Origin of the sequence: Albidovulum marisflavi (assembly GCF_025751435.1) — a bacterium.
In the GTDB taxonomy this organism is placed as follows: Bacteria; Pseudomonadota; Alphaproteobacteria; order Rhodobacterales; family Rhodobacteraceae; genus Albidovulum; species Albidovulum marisflavi.
Genome location: NZ_JAOWKY010000003.1, coordinates 311,391 through 335,508, shown reverse-complemented (window position 1 = coordinate 335,508; position 24,118 = coordinate 311,391). Strand labels below are relative to the sequence as shown.

The 24,118-nt window shown below is 65.1% G+C and carries 22 protein-coding genes; 8 read left to right on the top strand and 14 right to left on the bottom strand.

Features of this window, described 5'->3' with window-relative positions; genetic code table 11:
• The first annotated feature begins 51 nt into the window (after nt 1–51).
• Nucleotides 52–513, top strand: a complete 462-nt coding sequence (locus OEW28_RS13515) for a low molecular weight protein-tyrosine-phosphatase (RefSeq protein ID WP_263735292.1) — start codon at nt 52–54, stop codon at nt 511–513.
• On the opposite strand, the gene OEW28_RS13510 is transcribed toward OEW28_RS13515, so the two are convergent.
• The 3 genes from OEW28_RS13510 to OEW28_RS13500 all read right to left on the bottom strand — a co-directional run bounded on the left by OEW28_RS13510 (nt 504) and on the right by OEW28_RS13500 (nt 2,217).
• A complete protein-coding gene (locus OEW28_RS13510; protein ID WP_263735291.1) occupies nt 504–818 on the bottom strand; it encodes a hypothetical protein in 315 nt (104 codons plus the stop codon). The genes OEW28_RS13515 and OEW28_RS13510 overlap by 10 nt on opposite strands.
• Nucleotides 819–906: 88 nt before the next feature.
• Nucleotides 907–1,104, bottom strand: coding sequence for a heavy-metal-associated domain-containing protein (locus OEW28_RS13505; protein WP_263735290.1), 198 nt, complete (start codon nt 1,102–1,104; stop codon nt 907–909).
• Between the two features lie 63 nt (nt 1,105–1,167).
• A complete protein-coding gene (locus OEW28_RS13500) occupies nt 1,168–2,217 on the bottom strand; it encodes a Glu/Leu/Phe/Val family dehydrogenase (protein ID WP_263735289.1) in 1,050 nt (349 codons plus the stop codon).
• A 131-nt stretch (nt 2,218–2,348) separates the two neighbouring features.
• On the opposite strand from OEW28_RS13500, the gene OEW28_RS13495 reads away from it, so the two are divergent.
• On the top strand, nt 2,349–2,804 hold the full coding sequence (locus OEW28_RS13495; RefSeq protein WP_263735288.1) for an Lrp/AsnC family transcriptional regulator: 456 nt from the start codon (nt 2,349–2,351) through the stop codon (nt 2,802–2,804).
• On the opposite strand, the gene OEW28_RS13490 is transcribed toward OEW28_RS13495, so the two are convergent.
• The 7 genes from OEW28_RS13490 to OEW28_RS13460 all read right to left on the bottom strand — a co-directional run bounded on the left by OEW28_RS13490 (nt 2,805) and on the right by OEW28_RS13460 (nt 10,477).
• Nucleotides 2,805–4,106 carry an HlyD family secretion protein gene (locus tag OEW28_RS13490; RefSeq protein ID WP_263735287.1) on the bottom strand — a complete coding sequence of 434 codons (1,302 nt, stop codon included), beginning with the start codon at nt 4,104–4,106 and terminating at the stop codon, nt 2,805–2,807.
• Nucleotides 4,106–5,734, bottom strand: a complete 1,629-nt coding sequence (locus OEW28_RS13485) for an ATP-binding cassette domain-containing protein (protein WP_263735286.1) — start codon at nt 5,732–5,734, stop codon at nt 4,106–4,108. The genes OEW28_RS13490 and OEW28_RS13485 overlap by 1 nt, the downstream gene beginning before the upstream one ends.
• Before the next feature lie 207 nt (nt 5,735–5,941).
• Nucleotides 5,942–6,784, bottom strand: a complete 843-nt coding sequence (locus tag OEW28_RS13480) for a shikimate dehydrogenase family protein (RefSeq protein ID WP_318527551.1) — start codon at nt 6,782–6,784, stop codon at nt 5,942–5,944.
• A 5-nt stretch (nt 6,785–6,789) separates the two neighbouring features.
• On the bottom strand, nt 6,790–8,085 hold the full coding sequence (locus OEW28_RS13475; RefSeq protein WP_263735285.1) for a TRAP transporter large permease: 1,296 nt from the start codon (nt 8,083–8,085) through the stop codon (nt 6,790–6,792).
• Complete coding sequence (locus OEW28_RS13470; RefSeq protein ID WP_263735284.1) at nt 8,082–8,630, bottom strand: TRAP transporter small permease; 549 nt, start codon at nt 8,628–8,630, stop codon at nt 8,082–8,084. The genes OEW28_RS13475 and OEW28_RS13470 overlap by 4 nt, the downstream gene beginning before the upstream one ends.
• Nucleotides 8,631–8,654: 24 nt before the next feature.
• Nucleotides 8,655–9,659 carry a sialic acid TRAP transporter substrate-binding protein SiaP gene (locus OEW28_RS13465; RefSeq protein ID WP_263735283.1) on the bottom strand — a complete coding sequence of 335 codons (1,005 nt, stop codon included), beginning with the start codon at nt 9,657–9,659 and terminating at the stop codon, nt 8,655–8,657.
• 143 nt (nt 9,660–9,802) lie between these two features.
• A complete protein-coding gene (locus OEW28_RS13460; RefSeq protein ID WP_263735282.1) occupies nt 9,803–10,477 on the bottom strand; it encodes a GntR family transcriptional regulator in 675 nt (224 codons plus the stop codon).
• A 119-nt stretch (nt 10,478–10,596) separates the two neighbouring features.
• Between OEW28_RS13460 and OEW28_RS13455 the strand changes: the two genes are divergently transcribed.
• Genes OEW28_RS13455 through OEW28_RS13445 form a run of 3 tightly spaced genes read left to right on the top strand, consistent with a single transcriptional unit; the run spans nt 10,597 to nt 12,556 of the window.
• Complete coding sequence (locus tag OEW28_RS13455; RefSeq protein ID WP_263735281.1) at nt 10,597–11,319, top strand: GntR family transcriptional regulator; 723 nt, start codon at nt 10,597–10,599, stop codon at nt 11,317–11,319.
• Nucleotides 11,316–11,756 carry a type II 3-dehydroquinate dehydratase gene (gene aroQ, locus OEW28_RS13450; RefSeq protein ID WP_263735280.1) on the top strand — a complete coding sequence of 147 codons (441 nt, stop codon included), beginning with the start codon at nt 11,316–11,318 and terminating at the stop codon, nt 11,754–11,756. The genes OEW28_RS13455 and aroQ overlap by 4 nt, the downstream gene beginning before the upstream one ends.
• Nucleotides 11,757–11,794: 38 nt before the next feature.
• Nucleotides 11,795–12,556: an aldolase/citrate lyase family protein gene (locus OEW28_RS13445; RefSeq protein ID WP_263735279.1), complete on the top strand. Its 762-nt coding sequence runs from the start codon at nt 11,795–11,797 to the stop codon at nt 12,554–12,556.
• A 10-nt stretch (nt 12,557–12,566) separates the two neighbouring features.
• On the opposite strand, the gene OEW28_RS13440 is transcribed toward OEW28_RS13445, so the two are convergent.
• Entirely contained in the window at nt 12,567–14,984 is a 2,418-nt protein-coding gene (locus tag OEW28_RS13440) for a GcvT family protein (protein ID WP_263735278.1), read from the bottom strand.
• Between the two features lie 138 nt (nt 14,985–15,122).
• Nucleotides 15,123–16,484: an MmgE/PrpD family protein gene (locus OEW28_RS13435; protein ID WP_263735277.1), complete on the bottom strand. Its 1,362-nt coding sequence runs from the start codon at nt 16,482–16,484 to the stop codon at nt 15,123–15,125.
• A gap of 142 nt (nt 16,485–16,626) precedes the next feature.
• On the opposite strand from OEW28_RS13435, the gene OEW28_RS13430 reads away from it, so the two are divergent.
• Entirely contained in the window at nt 16,627–17,523 is an 897-nt protein-coding gene (locus OEW28_RS13430) for a LysR family transcriptional regulator (protein ID WP_263735276.1), read from the top strand.
• 13 nt (nt 17,524–17,536) lie between these two features.
• On the opposite strand, the gene pdxR is transcribed toward OEW28_RS13430, so the two are convergent.
• On the bottom strand, nt 17,537–19,021 hold the full coding sequence (gene pdxR / locus OEW28_RS13425) for a MocR-like pyridoxine biosynthesis transcription factor PdxR (RefSeq protein ID WP_263735275.1): 1,485 nt from the start codon (nt 19,019–19,021) through the stop codon (nt 17,537–17,539).
• A 159-nt stretch (nt 19,022–19,180) separates the two neighbouring features.
• Here pdxR and xsc point away from each other — a divergent pair, with 159 nt between their 5' ends.
• Together xsc and OEW28_RS13415 are read left to right on the top strand one after the other, a co-directional pair.
• Complete coding sequence (xsc, locus tag OEW28_RS13420; protein ID WP_263735274.1) at nt 19,181–20,956, top strand: sulfoacetaldehyde acetyltransferase; 1,776 nt, start codon at nt 19,181–19,183, stop codon at nt 20,954–20,956.
• A 3-nt stretch (nt 20,957–20,959) separates the two neighbouring features.
• Nucleotides 20,960–22,120, top strand: a complete 1,161-nt coding sequence (locus tag OEW28_RS13415; protein ID WP_263735273.1) for an acetate/propionate family kinase — start codon at nt 20,960–20,962, stop codon at nt 22,118–22,120.
• An 18-nt stretch (nt 22,121–22,138) separates the two neighbouring features.
• Here the strand turns inward: OEW28_RS13415 and OEW28_RS13410 are convergent, their stop codons facing one another.
• The gene (locus OEW28_RS13410) at nt 22,139–24,091 is read right to left on the bottom strand and encodes a glycosyltransferase (RefSeq protein WP_263735272.1); all 1,953 of its coding nucleotides are present in this window, start codon (nt 24,089–24,091) and stop codon (nt 22,139–22,141) included.
• Nucleotides 24,092–24,118: the final 27 nt, after the last annotated feature.

Genomic DNA, 24,118 nt, shown 5'->3' with positions numbered 1-24,118 from the left:
TCCAGCGGCCGGAATTGACATCGGTCAGGACGCTCGCGTAGCGCTGACATCATGACGCTCAATGCTATCTTCGTTTGTCTCGGCAATATCTGCCGATCACCGGCGGCCGAAGCTGTCGTCCGTGCCAAGGCGCACGAACGCGGCGTGGCGGTGTCGCTGGACAGCGCAGGAACCGGCGACTGGCATGTGGGACAACCACCCTATCCGCCCATGATCCGCGCCGCCGCGCTTCGCGGTTACGACCTGGCACCGCTCAGGGCGCGTCAATTCCTGGCGCAGGACTTTGGGCGCTTCGACGTCGTCCTTGTCATGGATCGCGCGAACCAGCAGGCGGTCGAAGCCCTGCGCCCCAAGGGAAATCAGACACCCGTCCGGCTGTTTCTCGACCACGCCCCCGGCTGCGGCGCGACCGAGGTGCCCGACCCCTATTTCACGCGGGACTTCGACGCGGCGCTGGATCTGATCGAGCGCGCGGCCGACGGATTTCTGGATCGGATCGCGTCTCAGCCCTGAGCGCAGAAGGTTTCGGCGGTTTCACCGAAGTTCTTGTAGCGCAGCCAGAACGCCTCGTGCTTGGCGTTGTCGGAGGTGCGAATTTCCTGCGCCCTGTCGGGATCCTTGATGAACTTGGCGGCCATCTTCTGGTCGGAGCCGGAAAGCGTCATGTCCGCGACATACTGGATGCAGGTGCAGATAGCCGGGCTTGCCGAGGCGCTTCCCGACTTCAGGCACGCGGTTTCGACAGGCCCTGCCTGAGCCACCCCAGCACAAATAAAACCCGATGCGGCAATCGCCGCGACCCGACGCGCGATCTTCATACTGCCCCCTATGCACGGCCTTTTTAGCCCAGCCATGGTTCACGGCGCGAGAGTATGCCCACCAAGAACGCCGTTGGCAATCCCGGCCTTAGCCAAGCCGGGTTGCGGGGTAGCCTTCGGACGCGAGGGCGGCGATCACCCTGTCCGCATCAAGGGCGCCTTCCACCTCGACCTCCCGGGCGCCAAGATCGACCGTAACGCGGGCCGCAGCGTCCTGCGATACGATGGCACGCTCGACCGCCGCCTTGCAGTGGCCGCAACTCATGTCGGGAACCGAGAATTTCATCCCATTGCCTCCTGCCTCAAAGCCGGCCATTGATCGACCCGCCGGCGGTCAAGGTCAAGTCCCTCATGCGGCCTGCGCGGCCATGCGCTCCGCCACCACCCGCTCCGCGACCTCGTTCGGCCCGACATTTTCGGCGGCGGCGCGTGCCAAGATCGCGCCCATCGTCGCGTCAAGCCGCGCGAGTTTCTCGGCGACCCAGGTTTCGCGGTCGGGGCATCGCAGAATTTCCGCGGCAACGTTGATGATCCCGCCGCCGTTCGCGACGAAATCCGGAGCGTACAGGATGCCGCGCCGATGCAGCGCCACGGCGTCCCCTGGCGCGGCCAACTGGTTGTTCGCGGCACCCGCGACGATGGCGGCGGCGACCTCCGGCACGGTCCGTTCGTTCAGGATCCCGCCGATCGCGCACGGCGCAAATACGTCGGCGCTTGAAGCGTGGATACGGGCCACTTCGGCCACCTCTGCCCCCCAGTCCTCAACCGCCTGCACGACGCGAACCGGATCGACATCGGCCACGATCAGCCGGGCACCCGCGGCGTGAAGCAACGCGCAAAGATTGCGTCCGACATTGCCCAACCCCTGGACCGCAACGACCCGTCCCGCAAGATCATCGGCGCCGAAACGCTGGCGAAGTGCGGTGCGGATCGCATTGAACACGCCCCGCGCCGTGACGGGGGATGGATCGCCGGACCCATGGAGCCCCTCGGCCAAGCCTGCGACATGGCGTGTTTCAGTTGCAATGACGGCCATGTCAGCCGTCGTCATCCCCATGTCTTCAGCCGTCCAGTAACGCCCCTCAAGGCTTTCGACCGCACGCCCGACGGCCTGCAGAAGCGCGGGCGTCTTGCGGGCTGCCGGATCGCCGATGATCACCGCCTTGCCGCCCCCCAACGGGAGCCCGGCCGCGGCGTTCTTCAAGGTCATGCCGTGTGATAGCCGGAGCACATCCCGCAGCGCCTCGCTCTCGTCCTCGTAAGGGCGCATGCGCAGACCGCCCGCCGCGGGGCCAAGTTGCGTGGAATGGATCGCAATGAAACCGGTCAACCCGCTGTTCGGATCCCGAAGCCGATAGACTTCCTCATGGCTGTCGATGTCCAGCCGGGTGATTTGCATAGTGTCCTCCGCACTCTTCCCGTGCAGAGTATATCACCAAGACTTTGGGGGATTTCGGCGTTCTCTGATCGCCAATCTGGACATAGCGCGGTTTTTCTCTATTTTTTGACACAAGTATGGAGATTTCCGCCATGGACGCCATCGATCGGCGCATCATCGCCACGCTTCAGCGGGACGGCCGAATGAGCATGACCGACCTCGCCAACGCCGTCGGACTGTCCCCGACGCCCTGCGCACGGCGCGTCGCGCGACTGGAAGGCGACCACGTCATTCGCGGCTACACGGCGCGGATCGACCAGAAGGCCCTGGGCCTGCCGGTGTCGGTATTCATATGGGTTGAACTGGAAACGCAGTCGAAAGAGGCGATCGACACGTTCGAGCGCGCAATCCGCGGCTTCGACCGGGTGATGGAGTGTCATCTGATGACCGGGTCGCGCGACATCCTCATGCGGGTCGTTGCCGCCGATCTCGCCGATTTCGACCGATTTCTCGAGGAACGCCTGATGCGAGTGCCCGGTATCAGGTCGGTGCGGTCGTCCTTTGCGTTGCGCAGCATGGTGGAACGCGCGGCGCTTCCAACCATGTGATCAGCCGCCGCGCAGGGCACGCGCGAAGTAGTCCGACAGCGCGCGGCTCAGGAACGTGAGCGGCGTTCTCGGTTCGGTCCGAACGAAGATCTCGACCGGCATCGCGGACAGAAGGCCCGGTCGGGGCAGGGATTCCAACGCCGCGGCTTCGGGTTTGAAACGGGCCTCGTAGTAAAGCCTTCCACTGCGTTCGTCCGTCAGGGGCATGACGGAAAGCTTCTCGAGCCGTGCGGGAATTTCGGGAGTCATCGCGCCGGAAAACGCCGTCAGCCTGAGCCGCGCTGGCTGACCGGACCGAACCGCATCCATATCGCCGGGGTCAATCGGTGCGATCACGCGCAGCGCTGCCCCGGCGGGGGCGAGTGTCACGACGACCTGCCCCGCGGCCAGAACGGCGCCGGGAACGGGAGGCTGGTCAACCACGGTTCCACCGACCGGCGCCACGATCCGCGAACGAGCGATCCGCCGGTCAACTTCGGCAATCCGCGCGCCCAACAGAACCGCCTCGTGATCAGCTTCAGCCAAGGACTCCTCGGTTTCCCGCCGCCATGACGCCCTGCGCGCGTCAATCTCTTGCGCGGCCGCCTGCCCGTTGCGTTGAGCCTGGTGGATTGCCGCGTCAAGCCGGGCGATCGCTCCGGCAATATCGGCTTCCTCCCGCTCCAGAGCGCCAACGCGGTAGGCAAGTGCAAGCCCGGCGTCTGCGAGCCTCGCGACCTGTGCCCGATCCCGAGCGGCAAGCGAAACGCGACGTTCAAGGATCGTTCGCTCTGCCTCAAGCCCCTCACGCCGACTGGTGGCGTCCTGCAACTGCGCTATCAGGACATCCATGTCCGCGCGGCGGCTGTCGCGGCGCGCGTCGAACAGATCCAGCGCGGCAGCACGACGTGCGGAGGCCCAGACCGGATCCGAAACGGTCGCGTCACCGCAACACGTCAGGTCAAGCGTCGCGCGGCCTGCCTTTTCGGCCAGATAAACCTCGCGGCGCAGGGCCGCTTCAAAGCGCTCTCGCCGCAGCAGGTCGCGCTCGGCCGCAAGCGAACTAGCGTCCAGCCGTGCGACCGTTTCACCCTGGCGAACGCGCTGCCCCGGAGAGACGGTGACATCCAGCAAGACCCCGCCATCCACAACCTGAACCTGCACCGGCTCCGGCATGTTCTGCACGCGTCCGGACAGAATAAGGGCGCCGTCGATCGACATGAACACCGAGGCGGGGACCGTCGCCCCGACGAACAGCGACAGCGCCACCAGCCCCAGAAGGATACTGCCGCGCAGCGCCGGGGATTTCTGCCTTCGCGGCATCAGGCCGCCCCTGCCTTCGGGCCAGCCGCGGACTGCCAGTGGTGGCGCGGCAGGTCGCGAAGAACCTCTGCCACGGGACCAAAGGCACGGGCCCGACCACCTTCCAGAATCAGGACAAGATCACAAAGCGGCAGAAGCGTAGACTGCCGCGCAGCCACGACGACGCATGCGCCCCTCTCGCGTGCCGCTCGCAACGCGGCAAAAAGGACGGCCCTCGCCTCGGCATCACCGCCGGGGTCGGGGTCATCCAGCAAAAGAACCTCCGGATTCCCGGACAAGGCCCGGGCAAGAGCCAAAAGGCGTAGCTGCCCGCCGGACAGGATATCCTCGGCGGTCGATATCGGCGTGTCAAAGCCCTGTGGCAGCGAAAGAATAGCCCCCTCAATCCCCGCCGCCCGCGCGGCAGATCGGGCCGCCCCCCATCCAGCGATGACCTCGGCGACGCTGCCCGGCCCGAAGACCGGTCGTTCCGGCAGGTATCCCAAGCTTGGCCGCGCGAAGGCACCGGATGACGAGATCGCTGCGCCGCCAAGCGTCAAACGCCCCTGGTCCAGCGGCATCGCGCCGGCAATCGCTCTGATCAGCGCGCTTTTCCCCGAACCCGAGCGCCCCAGGACCAGCATGACTTGGCCAGGGCCGACGGTGAAACTGATATCATCCAGGATGCACAGACCGTTTGGCCGCACTGTCAGTCCCTGCGCCTCGATCCCGGCACCAGCCTGCCAAGGTCTCCGCGTCGTAGGCGCCGGCGCGCTCTGGCGCAAAAACCGCCAGGCCCTGCACGCAGACGGCCAGATGGCCAGCGCCTGTTCGAACGGGCCGAGGCTGCGTGACAAGAGCAGCGATCCCGCGACGATCGCGCCGCCGCTCAGTTGGCCCCTTATCGCAAGCCAGGCTCCAAGCGCGACCGCGGCAGACTGCAGAAAACCGCGAAGCCCGCGCGCCAGGATCGTCGACATAGCCCCTATGTCAGAAAGCCGGAGATGTCCGTGGGACAGAACGCTATCGATGGCCTTCCAACGAAGCGCCGTGGCCGACGCCTGTCCGGTTGCCGCCAGAAATGGCGCCGCCGTCGCGGCCCGCGCCATGTCCGAGGCCGACTGCGCCGACAAGACCTCCAACCGCTGCGCGGGGTCGGCGGCAAGACGCCATTCTGCCGCGCGAATCGCCGCCAGCAGGACCATTCCAGAAACGGCGAGCCACCCCATCAGCGGATGAAGCAGGAAAAGCGCGCACAACACGATCGGAAGCAGCGGCAGATCAAGCGCCTGCAAGGCTGCGGGGGATGAGAGCAGTCCCTGCAGGAGGCCGGCGCCGGGCGTGCTGTCGGTCCGGCCATGAAACACCGCGGGCGCCGGTGCCGCCTGACGCAAACGGGCGCCGATCCGGGCAAGGATCCGCGCGCGTGACAGATCGACAAGAGACTGAACGATCTGGGCAAACGCCAGCATCAGAAGCAGCGCCGCGAGAGTCTCGGTCGAACCGGCGGGCAGCACGACGTCATAGACGACCAGGATGAAAAGCGGAGCCGAAAGCGACAGGATGTTCGAGGCCAAGCCAAAGACCGCCAGAGCGGCGATGGCGCCACCGGTTGAGACTTCTGTCCGGTTATGATCCCTTCCCGCCACCGTCGCACCGCCCGTCGCAGATCGTGGCGAAGCATCGCAACGACAGGTAAACACGGCGCAAACAGATGGCGGTGCTTGGCCACGCCGTTCCAGGTGCAGTTCAACGGCAGGGCAGCGCGATAATCGGCTTCATGGGGCCTTGCGAGCACCTTGGATCAGGCGGCAGCGATCGGCCAAGGCAACACCATACCAGACGGTCGGCTGCGGTCAGGACGCAATGCGAAGCCCGGGATCGCCAAGCGCGCGCCTCAGCGCCGGCAGGTCGTCTGGCCGATATCCGGTAAAAATCTCGAACGCGTCGATGCCCTGGAAGAAGAAAAGCTCCCATCCCGATAGAAATCGCGCGCCCGCTGCCAGCGCCTGAGCCCGGAAAGGCGTGGTCACCGGGGTGTAGACTGCGTCGAAGGCCCACCCGTCGCGGGGAAACATGCCCTCGGGGACTGGCGATCCGGGATAGCCCACCATCCCCAGGGGCGTCGCATTCACGACACCGTCCGCTTGCGCCAGCGCCTCGATCCCCGCGATACGCACACGCGCGACGCCATCTGCTGACAATGTGGTGGCAAGAGCACCGGCGCGGACCTGATCCGTGTCGACAAGTACGATTTCATCGGCCTTTAGCGCCAAAAGGCCGAATGCGATGGCGCGGCCGACACCACCCGCCCCGATCAGCGCGACGCGCCCCGGGCCTGCGGTTCCGAACGCATGCCGGTAGGCAGAGACGAACCCCGAGTAATCGGTGTTGAACCCACGCGCGCCCCGGTCGGTAAACCGCACGGTGTTGGCCGATCCGATCCTGACAATGGCGGGATCGTCGATGCGCACCAGGCTCACAACACGCTCCTTGTAGGGCAGAGTGATGTTCACACCAACCAGGCCGTCGCGGCGGCAGTTTTCAAGAACGGTGTCGAAAGCCATCCCCATCGCTGGCGGTATGAACAGATCGTAGCTGACATCGAGACCGGTCATCACTCCCGCAAGCCGATGAAGGTCGGGAGAGCGTGAGGCGCGGATGTTGTCACCGATCAGTCCAAGGCGAATCTTTGGCACGGGTTTCAGCCTTCGTAGCCTGCCAGGCGCGGCAGGAAGAGAACGATTTCGGGCACGAGGATCATCAGCAGCAGGGCCACGATCAGCACCGCCAGAAACGGCCAGACCTCTGCGATGATCTCGCGCAGGGGGATCCCAGTGACCGCGTTTATGACAAACAGCAATATCCCGTAGGGCGGCGTGATCAGGCCGATCATGCAGTTGACCACCGCGACGACACCGAAGTGCACCAGGTCGATGCCCAGGTTGCGACACGTCGGCAGGAAAAGGGGAATCACGACCAGAATGATCGTCGTCGCGTCAAGGAAGCATCCAAGGACCAGAAGCAGCAGGTTCACCGTCAGCAGGAACGCGAACGGAGACACGTCGATCGCAACCAGCCATCCCGCCAGAAGGTTCGGAATGTTCTCGGATGCGACGATGTAGTTCAGGATCAGCGCGCCGCCGATCACCAGGCCAACCGCCGCCGAAGACCGCGCGGATTCCACCAGGATCGCGTAGAGCGCGCGCAGCGACAAGGCGCGGTAGAACAGGGATGCCAGAAGCAGCGCGTAAAAGGCGGCGACCGCCGCGGCCTCTGTCGGCGTGGTAACCCCGCCGTAGATCCCGTAAAGCAGGATCGCGGGCATCAGCAGCGCGGGAAATGCGTTCGCGGTCTTACGCGGCAGCGCGCGCAGGGGCACGGGATCCTCGATCGCGAAGCCGCGCCGATGCGACAGCCACCCGTTCATGGCCATCAGCACCGCCCCCATGAACAGACCGGGCAGGATCCCTCCAAGGAACAGGTAGCCGATCGAGGCATTCGAGACGAGCGCGTACAGCACCATCGGGATCGACGGCGGGATGATCGGCCCGATCGTCGCCGAGGCCGCGGTGATCGCGGCCGCGTAGCCGGGCGGGAAGCGGCCATCCCTGCGCATCATGTCGATGATGATCCGCCCGATTCCCGCCGCATCCGCCACAGCCGAGCCCGACATGCCGGAAAAAATCAGCGAGGCCATGACGTTGACATGACCCAGCCCCCCACGGAACCGGCCCACGACCGCAACGCAGAAACCCAGGAGCCGGTCCGAGATCGTGCCCGCGTTCATGATGTTCGCCGCGACGATGAACAGCGGCACGGCCAGCAACAGGAAGCTCTGGTACAAGCCGTCCAGAAGGTTCTTGCCGACGATCCCGATCCCCTGCCCGCCCGCGCCGACATAGATGATCGCGGCCACGAGGATCGCATAGGCCACCGGCACGCCGATTCCGGCGAGGAAGAAAAGAGACCCGAGACAAACCAGGAATTCGACGCTCATTCCACGCCGCCCTGTGGATGGTGATGGGTGTCGTCGGTCGCGCCGTGACGCAGGACCTGAACGATTCGCCATAGGTATCGCAGGCCCACCGCCCCAAGGAACAGGAAGTAGACCGAATAGATCGGCAGCATCTTCACCGGCAGCGTCGCCGAGGACTTAAGCCGCAGGATCTTGAGCTTGTCCCAGGTCGGCCCGATGGAAAGAAGGAGTGCGGCCGCGATGATTGCGGCACCGATCACGGCAAGCCACTTCCTGGCCCCCGGCCGTACCCAGAGATAGAGAATGTCGAAGGTGACGTGGTCGCGTTCGCGCACCACGAAGGCGTTGCCCCAGAACACGATCCAAAGCCACAGCACCAGGCAGAACTCAAGCGTCCAGCCAAAGGATGAGGCATCGACGACATGGCCAAGATGCAACATGAACCAGTCGGATCCGGCGATGTAGCGCACCGCGATCTGGATCAGGAACGTGGCAAACATGGCGGCCATCATCATGGCCGCCGCGCCCTCGGTCAGACGCGCGAAGATCGCGGCAAGGCGTTTCATCGCGCGTCACGTCCCGATTTCGGATCAGCCGCCAAGCGCGTTGATCTGTTCCAGAACGCCCGCCGGCCAGTCCTTGGCGAAATCCGATTCAAGATAGGCTTTCTGCACATGGTCGCGGAAGGCTGCCACATCGGGTTCGTAGACGTCCAGACCCTGTTCCTCAAGGAAGGACACGAGCTCGCCTTCCTTCGCGAGCTGGTTCTGGCGGCCGAAGTCGGCGGCGGCATCGGCGGCCTCCTGGACCTTTGCCTGCTGTTCAGGGCTCATCGCGTCCCATGCCGCTTTCGACAGCGCGATGTAGTTCAGGTCGACGAGGTGAGAGGTCAGGACGATCTGCTTCGTGACCTCGTAGAACTTGGCGTCCACGACGGTCGGCAGGGGGTTGTCCTGACCGTCGACCGCGCCGGTCTGAAGCGCGGTGTAGACCTCGGTGAACGCCATCGGCGTCGGGTTCGCGCCCAACGCCTTGCCCAGGAACTGCCATGCGTCCGTGCCCGGCATGCGAAGGTTCACCCCTGCAAGGTCGGCGGGCGTCATCACCGTGCGTTCGGATTTCGGCATGCGCAGGTTCACTTGCCGGCGGCCAAGGTACATGACCGAGAGCAGCTTCACGCCCAGTTCGTCTTCGACCTTCTTCTTGAACGGCTCCATCAGCGGATCGTTGAAGACCTTGACCTGGTGCTCGGCGCTCTGGTGGACGTAGCCAGCCGTGAAGATCGAGAACTCGGGGAAGAAAGTCGCAAGTTCCTGCGCCGAGGTGATCGACATTTCCAGATCGCCCGAGGCGATGGCTTCAAGCTCGGTCCCCTGCTGGAACAGAGTGCCGTTCCAGTGCGGCTCGAAGTCGGCGAAGTCCGCGACCATCGGGCCGAATTTTTCCAGCATGGCGACCGAACGCTGATCGGTTTCCGACTGAACGGCGGAAAGCCTGAGACGGATCTTGTCCTGCGCGAAGGCCGGGGTAGTTCCGGCGGCAATCGCAGCGGCTGCGACGGACAGAAGCATCCGGCGGCTCAAATTGACTGTCATCTGTTCCTCCCTGAGATTCGCCCGGTCCCCGCGGGCGATGAATTCGAGCGAGCATAAGGGCAAACGCGATTCAATCAACCAGTGAATATGATTTCATAGAGCACAGTCGCTTATAGCCGATATTTCAATAAAACATCGATTATTCATCTCCCGTGGACGACACTCCGGCTCAGGCTGTGGGCGACGCCGCCCTCGATGTGGGTGCGCAGTATCTCCTGGGCACGGAGTGCATTCCGATCCAGCGCGGCCTCCAGCAAGGCGCGGTGTTCGGCTGACGCAGTTTCACCGCGATATGTCAGGCGCCGCATCTGGTAGCGTAGATACTTGTCGAAAATCGTTCCATGCACCTCCATCAGCGCGCGCGACCCGCACGCGAGGATCAACGCTTGGTGAAATTCCCAGTCGTACTGCTTCCAGGTTTCCCTGACCGACATGTCCCCTGCGGCCATCCGCTCTTCCATGCGGCTCAGCTTGTGATGGGCGGCGACGATCGCCCCCTCCCACTCGGTGTCGCCGGCAGCAATGGACAGACCAAGCGCATGACTTTCGACCAGAATCCTGAGATCCGCGATTTCGCGCAATTCCGTGTCCGACATGCCGGCCACGGAGAAACCGCGTTGGCCTGCCGCCTCGACCAGACCCTCGGTCACGAGCCGGCTCAACGCCTCGCGGATGGTCGAGACGCTGGCGCCGTAACTGGCCTTCATCTTTTCCAGGCGCAGCTTGGCGCCCGCTTCGAGCTGCCCGAAGATGATGTCACGCCGGATGGCGCGGTAGACGTCCTGCCCGACAAGGCCGGACTCGGTTCTTGGATGCATTGGTTTCTCCGTTTCAACGGGCTTCGAACATTGATAGCCGAGAACGCAATTCCATCATAGCATCCGACCCAAAATCGATTAAACTGACCAGCGTGTGGTGAAGCGGACAGAGAGCCCCGGTGCAGGCGACGAAAAATCCAGCCAAGGCAACGCGGGCAAGCCGCCTTGTGGATGATCTTCGCGAGGCCATCCTCAGCGGGGACCTGCGTCCGGGCGCAAAGCTCAACCTTGATCGGATGCGCGAAAGCCATCACGTCTCGCTAAGTCCGCTGAGGGAAGCCCTGGCACGGCTCACGAGCACCGGCCTTGTCCAGTTCGAAGACCAGCGCGGCTACCGCACAACCGAGGTTTCGGCGGCGAACCTGGCAGAGATTACCAGGCTTCGGTCCGAGACGGAAAGTCTTGCGGCGGGCATCGCGGCACAAACCGCGGGGTTGGATTGGGAGGCGGCGGTCATGGCGGCGCTGCACCGCTTGAACCGCGCCGATCCGACAAGACTTGCATCATGGCAAGGCGCGCACACCGACTTTCACCAGACGCTGGTCGACGGGGCCGGCCTGCCCATTCTGTCCGAATTCTGCCGCATGCTGCTGACACTTGGCGAACGTTACCGGCGACTATGCGGCGATACGGCGCCGCATGATATGGTCGCCCAGTACGCCGCGATCGCCGAGGCTGCAGCGGTGCGGCGCGACGCCGATCGGGCACGTCAACTCTTGCGCGATCAGATAAATCACGATGGCGCGCTTCTGATGCGTCGCTTTCAGACCTATACGCCGAAGCGAACACCGTCCCGCAGCAGCGCCCCCGACCGGCCGACCAATCCCGAGGAACCGAAATGACCAAGACCATCCACATCCTGAACGGCCCGAACCTGAACTTGCTTGGCAAGCGGCAGCCGGAAATCTACGGCCACGCCACCCTTGAAGACGTCGCCAAGGACTGCGCGGCCGTCGCCGCCGACTTCGGCCTGTCCGTGGAACTGAGGCAGTCGAACCATGAGGGCCAGATCGTGGACTGGATACAGGAGGCTCGTGAAAGAGCCGCCGCGATCGTCATCAACCCCGGCGCGTTGACTCACACCTCGGTCGCTATTCTTGACGCGCTGAACACCTTCGAGGGGCCGGTGATCGAGGTTCACATCTCGAACATCCACAAGCGGGAATCATTCAGGCATCATTCCTATGTGTCCCTGCGCGCCGAAGGTGTGATCGCGGGCTGCGGGGTCGAAGGCTACGCCCTTGCCGTCCGGCGGGTCGCGACGCTTCTGGCGGGATGACTGCGGGGCAAGGCGGAGTTGATGGAAGGAGGCGGACCATGAAGAACCCGAGGAACAGGTTCAAGGCGGCGTTGCAGGCCGGGCGCCAGCAAATCGGCCTGTGGAACACGATCGGCGGCAACACCGTGCCCGAGCTGCTTGCAGGCTGCGGATTTGACTGGGTCGTGATCGACACCGAGCACAGCCCGGTCGAGGCCGTAGAGGTCCTGCCCGCGCTTCAGGCGATGGCCGCCTGGCCCGAGGTCAGCCCGGTCGTGCGCCCCGCCTTCAACGATCCCGTGCTGATAAAACGCATCCTTGATTTCGGCGCCCAGACGCTTGTTCTCCCCTACATCCAGTCGGCCGAGGAGGCGCGCGCGGCGGTGCGTGCCGTGCGCTATCCACCCGCCGGCATTCGCGGCGTCGCAGGCATGACGCGCGCCAGCCGGTATGGTGCGGTCGACGACTACATCGCCAGCGCGAATGCTGAAATCTGCCTGGTTCTGCAGGTCGAGACGCGCGCGGCGCTGGACGCGCTGGACGAGATCGCGGCTGTCGAGGGCGTCGACGGAATATTCATCGGCCCCGCGGATCTTGCCGCCAGCCTTGGCCATCCCGGCAACCCGGGGCACCCCGAGGTCGTTACCGCGATCGAAGGTGCGATCACCCGGCTCAAGGAAATCGGCAAGCCGTCAGGCATCCTGACGCTGAACGAAGCCTTCGCGCGCCGCTGCATGGAGCTTGGCACCACCTTCACCGCCGTCGGCGTCGATCTGGCCGTTCTGGCCGACGGGGTGAAGGCACTGCGCGCGCGGTTCTAGCTCTGCCGGCTTAGTCGCGAAGCCGCCTGCCATCGGGGTCGAAGGGCGGTTCCGCCAGCACGCGGGCGGTATGCGGCCGTCCCAGAATCGCCACCTCGACGGTATCACCGGGCTTCGCCAGTCCCGCCTTCAGATAGGCGATCGCAAGCGACTTGCCGACGGAATAGCCGTAGGCGCCCGACGTGACCTGCCCTGCCGGAGTGCCATCGGCAAGGAACACGGGCTCCGCCCCGGTCGCGTCGGCCTCGGTCGCGTCGATTTCAAGCATCGTCATCACGTCGCGCGCCGGTTCCCCGGCGATCCGCTGCCAGGCGTCCTTGTTCAGAAAATCCTTGTCCGCCTTGACCAGCCGCGCCAGACCGCTTTCCTGCGGCCAGTATTCCGGGCTGTAGTCGCGTCCCCACGACCCGTAGCCTTTTTCGACACGCAAGCTCATCAGCGCACGGCTGCCCACCGGGCCTGCGCCGAACTCCTTGCCGGCCTCGAGCAGCGCGGAATACAGCGTGACCTGGTCGGCGGCGTCGTAGTGCAGTTCCCAGCCAAGGTCACCGGTAAAGCTGACACGGATCGCGACGCACTCCACGCCCGCGACGGTGATGCGGGCGGACCGCATGAACGGAAAAACCTCGTTCGACAGGTCGGCGTTGGTGAGCCGCGCCAGAAGATCGCGCGACTTCGGCCCCGCGACGTTGAAGCCGCACATGGCCTCGGTCCGGCTTTCGAAAGTCGTGCCCTCGGGCAGCGGGATCTGGCGGAAGAAGCGCTGATGGAAGCGCTCCGCCATGCCCGAGCCGACGATCAGGAATTCCTCGGCGCCCAGCCGGGTCACGGTGAAGTCGCCAGCGATGCCGCCACGCTTGCCGATCAGCGGCGTCAGGCAGGACCGGCCAACCTGGGTTGGCATGCGATTGGCGAACAGCGCGTTCAGCCAGTCCTCGGCTCCCGGCCCCATGACCGAGTATTTCGCGAAGTTCGAGATGTCGATGATCCCTGCCCTGTCGCGCAGCATCTTGGCCTCGCGGCCCACCGGAACCCACCAGTTCTGACGAGTGAAGCCGTAGGTTTCATGGTCCGGCTCGCCCTCGGCCGCGAACCAGAGGGGATGTTCCCAGCCGTAGTTCAGGCCGAAGATCGCACCCATGCCCTTCTGCAACTCGTAGGCGGGGCGGGTGCGCACCGGACGGCCGGCCGTGCGTTCCTCGTTCGGGAAGTGGATCTTGAAGCGGTGGGAGTATTGGTCCTGAACCCGAGCCTTGGTAAAGGCCTTGGTCGCCCAGTTGCCGAAGCGCGCAAGATCCCAGCCGAACATGTCCAGCGTCGGTTCGCCCTCAACGATCCACTCGGCGGCAAGCTTGCCAAGGCCGCCGGATTGCGAGAAGCCGGGGATGATGCCGTTGCAGCAGAAATAGCCGGTCAGTTCGGGGATCGGGCCAAAAAGCGCAGAGCTGTCAGGCGACCAGATCATCGGACCGTTGATCACGCGCTTGATGCCCGCCGCGCCCACCGCCGGCACCCGGTCGATGGCGCGCATCATGTTGGGCTCGATCCGTTCCAGATCATCGGCGAAAAGCTCGTGTCCGAAGCCCTGGGGCGTGCCGTCCTCGGCCCAGAACTTCATGTCCTTCTCGTAGGCGCCGACCAGCAGGCCCAGCCCTTCCTGGCGCAGATAATATTCGCCGTCGCGGTCCGCGACCGACGGCAGGCGGCGGCCAAGGTCGGCGATCTCCTGGATGGTCTCGGTGACGAAGTATTGGTGCTCCGTGGGCATGAGCGGCAGGTCGAGGCCCGCCATCTTCGCCACTTCACGCGCCCAGAGCCCGGCGGCGTTGATCACCCAGGGCGTCGCGATGTCGCCCTTTTCGGTACGCACGATCCAGGTGCCGTCAGGTTGCTGCTCGGTTCCGGTAACGGGGGTGAAGCGGTGGATCTCGGCGCCCATCTGGCGCGCGCCGGTGGCATAGGCATGGGTCACGCCCGACGGGTCGACGTTGCCGCCATCGGGTTCGTACATGATGCAGCGAATGCCGTCGAAGTCGACCAGCGGGTGCAGGCGCTCGGCCTCATCCCGGCTGACTTCGTGGAAGTTCATGCCGTAGCGGCGCGCCTTGGCGGCCTGGATGCGCAACTGGTGTTCGCGCGCCTCGGTCTGGGCCAGGTAAAGCGAACCCGGCTGGAAGATGCCGCAGCCCTGGCCGGTCTCGGCCTCGAGCTCCTTGTAAAGCTTCATCGTGTAGTGCTGCAGGCGCGAAATGTTGGTGACGTCGTGCAAGCCGTGGATGTTGGCCGCGGCATGCCAGGTCGAGCCCGAGGTCAGCTCGGACCGCTCCAGAAGCACGACATCCGTCCACCCCTTCTTCGCGAGGTGATAGAGGATCGAGCAGCCGACAAGGCCACCGCCGATGACAACCGCCTGTGCATGAGAACGCATGGGGCTTCCTTTCCAAGACATGATTCAGTGCGCCACGGGGGCACGTTCGGGCGGCACAATAGGCGCCGCCGGGGGGAAGTGCTTTACAAATTAATTGCCGTCATAGGCCCCGGAAATTTCGTGGTCCGGGCCTGCCGGCTACAGCGGATCGACGATCAGCGACCCAAGCCGGTCGAAGCGGCTGCCCGGTCCGGTCAGCGCGAGCGTCGCGTCGCGGATTGCCTCGGCGCGCGCGAAACCCAAAGCGGGAACCGCAAAGGCCATGAACTTGTCCAGCACCGCCTGGCGCTCGAATGGCCGTTCCGGTCCGCCACGGGCGTGCGTGTCGACCGACTGAAGCACGCGTCCATCCTTCAGCCGTATTTCCACATCCGCCCAACGGCCACCTGGGTAGCGCACCTCGTGCCTGGGCGTCGCCTCAAGCCGGGTCAGCCCGACCAGCCGGGCGACTTCCGGGTCGGCGAGTCCGGGACCGGAGATATGTTGCAGGCCGATTTCGCCATGCACGAGCATCACGGCGACCGGGAACGGCAAGGCGTACTGCGCCTTCGACGTAGTGTCGGGAACGCCAGGGAACAATTCGACCGCGTAGTTGAAGCTGCGGATCGTCAGCCCTTCAATGTCCTCGTGCGTGAAGCCGTGTGCCAGCTTCAGCTCACGCGCGGCATCGATCGCGGCATGGGCCCAGCGGCAGATCGGATAAGGCTTCACATACTGATGCTCGATCTGCCAGAAGCGGCCAAGGTCGTCCCAGCAGGGCGCGACCTCCTGCGCTTCGACCGTCACTGCGGGGGCGCCGGTGAAGCCTTCTTCGGCCAGGATCGCCGCCGTCATGCCGGCAAGCGCGCCCCAGCCCGAACCGTCGTGCAGCATCGTCGGCGTCGCGATTTCGCGCATCATCTGGCTGCGGGGGCCGTGATATTCGGCGATGCCAAGTGCCTCGCGCAGCATGGCGGGCGTCTGCCCGCGCAGTCTCGCGGCCATCGCGGCAACGCCCAGCGCGTTCCAGGCGCCGGAGGTGTGATAGTCACTGACCGTCGCATGCAGCGCGATCCCGGCACGTCCCGCGATTTCGTAGCCGACGATCAAGGCGGTCAACGCGTCACGCCCGGCAAGACCAGGGATGTGCTGCGCCAGAACCGCCAGCGTGGGCAAGGCCACGACACCGATATGTCCCTTGGTCGGGTTGTAGCCGTCGTGCCCATCAAGATTGTCCAGTTGCGTCGCTGCGGCGAAGGCCGCGCCGGCCAGGCTGACGGTTCGGCCATCGAACAGCATGCGGGCGCCCGTCGTGCTGTCAGAGGTCGAATACAGCTGCGTTGCCACGCGGCGGGCGATCAGGCCTGCCTCCATCGGCGATGCCGCGGCGCAGATCCCCAGCGTGTCGAGCAGCATCAGCGCGGCGCGTTCCATCGCACTTTCCGGGATCTGATCGGGCGTCAGTCCAAGCACGAAGTCCTGAACCTTTTTCAGAACGGCCTGGCTGCCTTCATCGCGCATCGGAACCTCCCCGGTATGAGCGTCTTGGCAAGACTATTTTGCGCGTCGGACAGATCACGCGATAAATTCGTGCCCTATTCATAAATTATTCGTTGCCAATCGGCCGTTCCAACGGTTTTCTGCCCGCGAATGCGAGGTCACCATGTCGCGCCCGCCACCACCCCTGAATTTCATCCGCTCGTTCGAATGCGCCGCCCGTCACCTGAGCTTCACCAAGGCGGCGGAAGAACTGGGCTATACCCAAGCCGCGATCAGCACCCATATCCGCGCGCTTGAAAAATACGTGGGGCGCGATCTTTTCGTGCGAAACGCGCGCAGCATCGAGCTGACCGAGATGGGAGAGGCATTTCTGCCCACGCTGCGTCAGGGCCTCGCGCTGATCGACACGGCAACTGACGCGATCGCGACGACCTCGCGCGACCGCTCGGTCGTGATCGCCTGTCCGATGAGCCTTGCGGAAAACTGGCTTCCCGAATGCCTTGCGCCCTTCCACGCCGATCACCCGGACGTTGACCTGGTCATCAACGGCACCGTCTGGGAAAGCGACGAAGATCCGATCGCCGACCTTGTGATCTCGGTCCATCGCGATGATGCGGTCCCGTCCGGCGCGCATATGCTTTGGCCAGAAACCCTGTCACTGGTCTGTGCCCCGGCCTTGGCTGCCGCGCTTGCCCGGCCGGGCGGATTTTCCGAGATCCCCAAGATCCTCGTGGCGGGGCGGCAGGAATACTGGTCGATCTTCGCGCAGGCGATGGGGTTGACCTCGCAGGAGATCGACACGCCGTTCAAGACCAATTCGTCCAACATATCGCTGGAACTGGCGGCGCAGGGCTTCGGCGCGACGGTGGCGCTCAGTTCGCTGTGCCGGACCTACCTCGTGCGCGGCCTGCTGGCGGAACCGCTGCCGCATCGCCCGCCCAGCCCCTGGAGCTATTTCATCGCCAACCGCCGCGCGCAGCGTGGCAGCGTGGCCGCGCGCGTTCTGGATCACATCCTGGGATATGCCTCTGTCCAGCCTTCGCCACCCGGCGGCGGTTGATCGGCGGCCCCTTCTACCGGGCAAGCGCCGAGGTCAAGCATGACTGCATCCGCGCGACCCCCTGGGCGATCCGCCCCTCGTCGATCGAGGAATAGCCCATGCGGAAATAGCGACAGGGCTCGGGCGGTTCGGCAAAGAACGGATGGCCAGGCTCCACCAGCACCCCCTGTTCGCTGAACCGCTGGTTCAACAATCCGCTATCGATGCCTTCCGGGGCCGCGACCCACAGGCTGGACCCACCGTGCCGCGCAGCGCCCAGAATCTCGAAATCGGTTCTCTCCAGCGCCGCGACCATTGCCTCGCGCCTGCGGCGGAAGGTCTGGCGCAGGCGTACGACATGGGCATCGTAATGACCAAGCGCCAGAAAGTAGCCCGTGACGCGCTGCATGTGGCCGGGCGCGTGGCGCAACATCATGGCGCGCAGCGCGCGCGCCTCCCGGATGAACTCTGGCGGGGCCACCATGTAGCCGATCCGCAGTCCGGGAAAGAGCGACTTCGAGAAGCTTCCGATGTAGATCACGCGTCCCCCTGCATCCTGCGACTTCAGCGCCGGCGAAGGGGGCTCAAGAAAGCTCATCTCAAATTCGTAATCGTCCTCAATGACCAGGAAATCCTGCGCATCCGCGCGCCGCAGAAGATCAAGCCGGCGCGCGCGCGGAAGCGTCGCGCCTGTGGGGATGTTGTGGCTGGGCGTCGCGATGACCAGCCCCACCCGGTCCGACAGCGCCGCTGGATCAAGCCCCTGCCCGTCCACGGGCACGTACTCGATCGGCATGCGGGCATAGCGCAGCGCCTCGGCGAAATCCGGGAAGCCCGGATCCTCGACGGCAGCGGTGCGATCCGACCGCGCCAGCAGTTGCACTGCGATCCAAAGGGCATTCTGAGCGCCCAGCGTGATAAGGACTTCGTCCGCGGCGGCGCGTATGCCCCGACGGGGCAGCGTGTTCTTGCGGATGTAGTCGACAAGGACCGGGTCGTCCTGCGTCAGCTGATCGTCGGCCAGTCCCGTGAAGTCACGCGTGCCAAGCGCGCGGCGGGCGCAGTCGCGCCAGGCGCTATGGTCGAACAGCCTGGGATCCACCTGGCCATATACGAACGGAAAGTCGTAGCTGCGCCAGTTATGCGGCTTCAGGATCTGCCGACGCGCCGCCAGCCTGCGCGGAAGCCATTCACTCCAATCCACCTCACGGGTCGGACGCGACCTCGGGGGCTGGTCGATGCGCCTTTGCGGCGCACGCTCGGACACCACGAAACCGGACCGCGGCAACGCGTCCAGGTATCCGCGGGCCACAAGCTCCTGGTACACCAGCGTCACGGTCAGCCGGGAAACGCCCAGATATTCAGCAAGCTTGCGGCTTGAGGGCATGCGCGTTCCCGCGCCCGCGCGCGTGTCGAGAATCGTCGCGATGATCGAAGTCGCCAACTGCATCTGCAGCGTCCGGCCATCCCGACGATCCACAAAGAACATTTCCGCCGCGATGCGGTCCGCCGAGGACATTCCAACCACCCGATCTGGAACGGTATCTAAGTCACTCTGGATATAACGATCCGGGCACAGGTCTGACAACGTCCCCCGCAGACCGGGGCAGATTCGGCCGGATCTCCACCCTGAAAACACCAGACCTGTGGCAAAGACCGCAACACCGGAGACAAGATCATGAAGATGACCACCGAGGAAGCCTTCGTCAAAGTGCTTCAGATGCACGGGATCGAACATGCTTTCGGCATCATCGGCTCGGCCTTCATGCCGATCTCCGACCTTTTCCCCAAGGCGGGCATCACCTTCTGGGACTGCGCGCACGAAGGGTCGGGCGGGATGATGGCCGATGGCTACACCCGCGCCACCGGCAAGATGAGCATGATGATCGCCCAGAACGGGCCCGGCATCACCAACTTCGTCACCGCGGTGAAGACCGCCTACTGGAACCACACGCCGCTTTTGCTTGTGACGCCGCAGGCGGCCAACAAGACCATTGGCCAGGGCGGCTTCCAGGAGGTCGAGCAGATGGCGGCCTTCAAGGACATGGTCTGCTACCAGGAAGAGGTGCGCGATCCGACCCGCGTGGCCGAGGTTCTGAACCGCGTCATCATGCAGGCCAAGCGCAACAGCGCCCCTGCGCAGATCAACATGCCGCGCGATTACTTCACCCAAGTCGTTGATATCGCCCTGCCCGCCATTGTCGATTTCGAGCGCCCGGCGGGCGGCGAGGACGCGCTTGATCGCGCGGCAGAGCTTCTGTCGAACGCGCGCTTCCCGGTGATCCTGAACGGCGCGGGCGTCGTCATCGGCGGCGCGATTCCGGCGTCCAAGGCGCTGGCCGAGCGGCTTTCCGCCCCGGTTTGCTGCGGCTATCAGCACAATGACGCCTTCCCGGGATCCCACCCGCTGCATGCAGGCCCGCTGGGTTACAACGGATCCAAGGCCGCCATGGAACTGATCGCCAAGGCCGATGTGGTCCTGTGCCTGGGCACGCGGCTGAACCCGTTCTCGACTCTGCCGGGCTACGGCATCGACTACTGGCCGCGCGAAGCCAAGATCATCCAGGTCGACATCAACCCAGACCGCATCGGGCTGACCAAGCCGGTGACGGTCGGCATCGTCGGCGATGCCAGGAAGGTTGCGACAGCGATCCTTGACAGGCTGACGCCGGCGGCGGGCGACGAAGGGCGCCAGTCCCGGTTGGACCTGATCGCGACCACCAAATCGGCCTGGGCCCAGCAGCTTTCCTCGATGGATCACGAAGACGACGATCCCGGCACCACCTGGAACCAGCGCGCGCGGTCGGCGAAGCCCGACTGGATGTCCCCGCGCATGGCCTGGCGGGCGATCCAGTCCGCACTGCCGAAAGATGCGATCATCTCTTCCGACATTGGCAACAACTGCGCCATCGGCAACGCCTATCCGTCGTTCGAACAGGGACGGAAGTATCTTGCCCCCGGCCTGTTTGGCCCCTGCGGCTACGGCCTGCCTTCGGTCGTCGGCGCCAAGATCGGCTGCCCCGACGTTCCAGTCGTGGGCTTTTCGGGTGACGGCGCCTTCGGCATCGCGGTGACGGAACTGACCGCCATCGGCCGCGAGGAGTGGCCGGCGATTACCCAGATCGTCTTCCGCAACTACCAGTGGGGCGCGGAAAAGCGCAACTCGACCCTTTGGTACGACGACAACTTCGTCGGCACCGAGCTGGACGTAAAGGTTTCCTATGCCGGTATCGCCACGGCCTGCGGACTTCAGGGCGTCGTTGCGCGGACGATGGAGGAACTGACCGCGGCACTTTCAAAAGCGATCGAGGACCAGATGAAACATGGCAAGACAACGCTGATCGAGGCGATGATCAACCAGGAGCTGGGCGAGCCGTTCCGGCGCGACGCGATGAAGAAGCCCGTCGAGGTCGCTGGCATCGACGCAGCCGACATGCGCCCTCAGCAGGTCTGACCCATGCGCGAAGCCCCGGCGAAGGCGCCGATCCTGGTCGCGAACGCCGGGTCTTCGTCCCTGAAGATCCGCATTTTCGACAGCAGCGGAGCAACGCTTTTCACCGGCGTCGCCGCCGAGATCGGCGGGACCTCGCAGCTTGTCTTGCGGGGGCAATCGCGGACGGCGGCGCTGGCCGATCATGCCGGCGCGCTGTCCGCTCTGCTTGACGCGGCGCGCGCTGACGGTTTCGACCCGGCGACCCTTGGCGCGGCGGCGCATCGGGTGGTGCACGGTGGGCCCGACTTGACAGCTTCGTGCGAGCTGACGCCAGATGTGCTTGCGCGCGCTCGGGCGGCGGCGGCGCTTGCCCCGCTGCACAACCCGCCCGCCCTTGCCGTCATCGCTGCCATCGGGCGCGCCTGGCCGAACCTGCGTCAGGTCGCCTGCTTCGACACCGCCTTTCACGCGACCATCCCGGAGATCGGCTGGCGCTATGCCCTGCCCGACCTTCCGGAAACGCGCGGCATCCGTCGCTACGGCTTTCACGGTCTTTCCTATGCAAGCCTTGCCGCGCGCCTGCCTTCGGCGAGTGGCGTTCAGCTGCCCCGCCGTCTGTTGGCGGCGCATCTGGGGAACGGGGCAAGCCTGTGCGCCATTCTTGACGGGCGGTCGGCGGCGACCACCATGGGGTATTCGCCACTTGGCGGGCTGACGATGGGAACCCGCACGGGGGAGATCGACGGAAACGCCGTGCTGGATCTCGCCCGCCGCGTCGGGATCGAGCGGGCGGCCCAGATTCTCAATCGCGAAAGCGGCCTCAAGGGGCTGGGCGGAGCCAGCGACATGCGAGTTCTTGAGCGCGCCGAGACTGCAAAGGCCACCTTTGCGCTCGATCACTTCGTCCACTGGGCCGTGCACCACGCGGGCGCGATGATCGCCGACATGGGCGGCTGCGATGCGGTCGTCTTCACGGGCGGAATTGGTGAAAACTCGGCCCGTGTTCGGGCGGGCATCCTTGACGGTCTTGCCTACATGGGGCTTGCCTACGATGCCGAGAACAACGCCGCAGGCGCGCGCCGGCTGGATAGACCGGGATCCCCGATCATGGCGCTGATCCATCCCGCCGATGAGGAAAGCTGGATCGCCGAGGAAGCGCGCCGCCTGATCAGCCACGCGGCCTGAGCAGGGCGCCCAAAGCGATCAGGCGATGTCCTTTAGCGCCGAAGCTGGAGTCGGAACGCGCCCGCGCAGCCGGATCAGGATCGGCCTTGTGCCCTCGGCCCGCGGCGTTGCCTCCGGACCCGCGCCGGGCGCGCCGTCGATGATGCCGTGCGCGGTCTTGTCCCAGTAGAACGGTTTTGCCACCACCTCGTAGATCGCCTTGTACGAGGAAAGGGAGGCGAGTGGCGCGTAGAGATGCAGGAGCGGCACCCACTTGATCAGGTGCCTGTGCTTGGGCTCCCTCAGCGACCAGACCGCAACCACAAGGCTGACCGCCTCGCTGGCCAAGAAAAGCGACCATAGCGCTGTCATCCATCCACTGTCAGACAGCGGTGCAAAAGGGTGAGGCAGCTTCAGGCTCAGCGCCCAGAATGACCACAGGATCGGCGCCAGCACAGCCTGGGACAGCGAACCCAGAAACAGGATCTGGATCCCGATGAATCGCTTCGCGCCAAGCTCGCGCCACAGCCGGGACGGATCACGCATGTGCACGGCCCAGGTTATGGCGTAGCCCTTCTGCCAGCGTGACCGTTGACGAATCCACGGCACGACCCGCGAATTCGGTTCCTCTTCCGTCACGGTCGGCACAAGCTCGGTCCGATAGCCGTGCCGCGCCAGCCGCAGTCCCAGGTCGGCGTCCTCGGTCACGTTGTGGGCATCCCAGCCCCCAAGGTTCTCCAGAACCTCCCTTCGAAAGAAGACGGTCGTGCCGCCCAAGGGAACGACAAGCCCAAGTCGCGCAAGACCGGGCAACATCGCGCGGAACCATGCGGCGTACTCGATCGTGAAGCACCGCGTCAGCCAGTTGTGGTCAGCGTTGTAGTAGTCAAGAACGCCCTGAAGGCAGCCGACGCGTGGCCCTGCTTCAGCGAAGCGGCGAACGATCTGACGGATCTGGCCCGGTTCTGGCGCATCCTCCGCGTCCCAGACACCGATGATCCGACCCCGGCAGAAGTCGAGCGCAAGGTTCAACGCGCGCGGCTTGGTTCTGATCGGCCCGTCGGGAACCAGGACGACGCGCATCCACGTGGGCAGCTTGGCTGCCGACAATGCGGCCTGTGTGTGAATGTCGACCTCCTCGACCACAAGCACGATGTCGAGCAGTTCCCTCGGATAGTCGATCCGCCCCAGACGCGCGACAAGGCGCGGCGCGATGTCGTCTTCGCGAAACAGCGGGACCATGACGGATACGACGGGCAACTTCGCGTCCGATCGGCCAGCCGAAGGGGGCAGAGGTCGCTGAAGGGCACGCCACTCCGCCCAGAAGGCGACGGCCTTGAGCGCCGAGGTCAGGAAAAGCGTCACGATCGCCCAGAGCGCAAATGCGACAAAGACCGCGCGCGGCGCGAAGGACGTAAGGCCGACCAGGCAGGCGATGACGACCCATCCTGCCCGCGCGGCCCGTGCCGATCCCATTGCGCGGCAGCTTTCACGTTCGGGCGTGCGCGTTTCGGCCCTGCGGACCAGGCTGCGCGCGCCCGAATCCGCGATGGCGGCCTGGATCTTTGATTCAGGGGCGATCGCCATGACACAGGACCCGATGAGGGGCGCCATGTCACGCCGCACCCTGTCGAAGTCTTCGGGCCGAGCCGTCGCGATCACGGTGACGGCCCCGATGCGGCGCCAGGGCACGGCGGCCTCGGCCAAACACCGTTCGGGTCCCACCAGGTCCACCAGCCGCGAGTCCGGCGGCTCTGCAGACAGATCTGCCGCTTCGGTGCCCCATTGTTCGCACAAGGCCCTGGTCAGGTCATGTTCGCTGACCCAGCGGCGCGAAAGCAGAATGTCACCAAGCCGCGCATCGTGGCGGGCTTGCAGCGCAAGCGCCCTGAGCATGTTTCCCGGCGCGACCGCGCGGCGCTCAAGAAGGATACGGCCCAGCGGCGGTCGACCTGGGCGTTCGCGTGCACGCGGACCGTCGGAAACGGCCATCGGCAGCGGGGGGCGCGCAACGGATAC

Excerpts from the sequence above, each read along its gene's own strand:
- OEW28_RS13515 (WP_263735292.1), top strand. The coding sequence starts at position 52 with ATGACGCTCAATGCTATCTTCGTTTGTCTCGGCAATATCTGCCGATCA.
- OEW28_RS13510 (WP_263735291.1), bottom strand. The coding sequence starts at position 818 with ATGAAGATCGCGCGTCGGGTCGCGGCGATTGCCGCATCGGGTTTTATT.
- OEW28_RS13505 (WP_263735290.1), bottom strand. The coding sequence starts at position 1,104 with ATGAAATTCTCGGTTCCCGACATGAGTTGCGGCCACTGCAAGGCGGCG.
- OEW28_RS13500 (WP_263735289.1), bottom strand. The coding sequence starts at position 2,217 with ATGCAAATCACCCGGCTGGACATCGACAGCCATGAGGAAGTCTATCGG.
- OEW28_RS13495 (WP_263735288.1), top strand. The coding sequence starts at position 2,349 with ATGGACGCCATCGATCGGCGCATCATCGCCACGCTTCAGCGGGACGGC.
- OEW28_RS13490 (WP_263735287.1), bottom strand. The coding sequence starts at position 4,106 with ATGCCGCGAAGGCAGAAATCCCCGGCGCTGCGCGGCAGTATCCTTCTG.
- OEW28_RS13475 (WP_263735285.1), bottom strand. The coding sequence starts at position 8,085 with ATGAGCGTCGAATTCCTGGTTTGTCTCGGGTCTCTTTTCTTCCTCGCC.
- OEW28_RS13470 (WP_263735284.1), bottom strand. The coding sequence starts at position 8,630 with ATGAAACGCCTTGCCGCGATCTTCGCGCGTCTGACCGAGGGCGCGGCG.
- OEW28_RS13465 (WP_263735283.1), bottom strand. The coding sequence starts at position 9,659 with ATGACAGTCAATTTGAGCCGCCGGATGCTTCTGTCCGTCGCAGCCGCT.
- OEW28_RS13460 (WP_263735282.1), bottom strand. The coding sequence starts at position 10,477 with ATGCATCCAAGAACCGAGTCCGGCCTTGTCGGGCAGGACGTCTACCGC.
- aroQ (WP_263735280.1), top strand. The coding sequence starts at position 11,316 with ATGACCAAGACCATCCACATCCTGAACGGCCCGAACCTGAACTTGCTT.
- OEW28_RS13445 (WP_263735279.1), top strand. The coding sequence starts at position 11,795 with ATGAAGAACCCGAGGAACAGGTTCAAGGCGGCGTTGCAGGCCGGGCGC.
- OEW28_RS13440 (WP_263735278.1), bottom strand. The coding sequence starts at position 14,984 with ATGCGTTCTCATGCACAGGCGGTTGTCATCGGCGGTGGCCTTGTCGGC.
- OEW28_RS13435 (WP_263735277.1), bottom strand. The coding sequence starts at position 16,484 with ATGCGCGATGAAGGCAGCCAGGCCGTTCTGAAAAAGGTTCAGGACTTC.
- OEW28_RS13430 (WP_263735276.1), top strand. The coding sequence starts at position 16,627 with ATGTCGCGCCCGCCACCACCCCTGAATTTCATCCGCTCGTTCGAATGC.
- pdxR (WP_263735275.1), bottom strand. The coding sequence starts at position 19,021 with ATGTCCTCGGCGGACCGCATCGCGGCGGAAATGTTCTTTGTGGATCGT.
- xsc (WP_263735274.1), top strand. The coding sequence starts at position 19,181 with ATGAAGATGACCACCGAGGAAGCCTTCGTCAAAGTGCTTCAGATGCAC.
- OEW28_RS13415 (WP_263735273.1), top strand. The coding sequence starts at position 20,960 with ATGCGCGAAGCCCCGGCGAAGGCGCCGATCCTGGTCGCGAACGCCGGG.
- OEW28_RS13410 (WP_263735272.1), bottom strand. The coding sequence starts at position 24,091 with ATGGCCGTTTCCGACGGTCCGCGTGCACGCGAACGCCCAGGTCGACCG.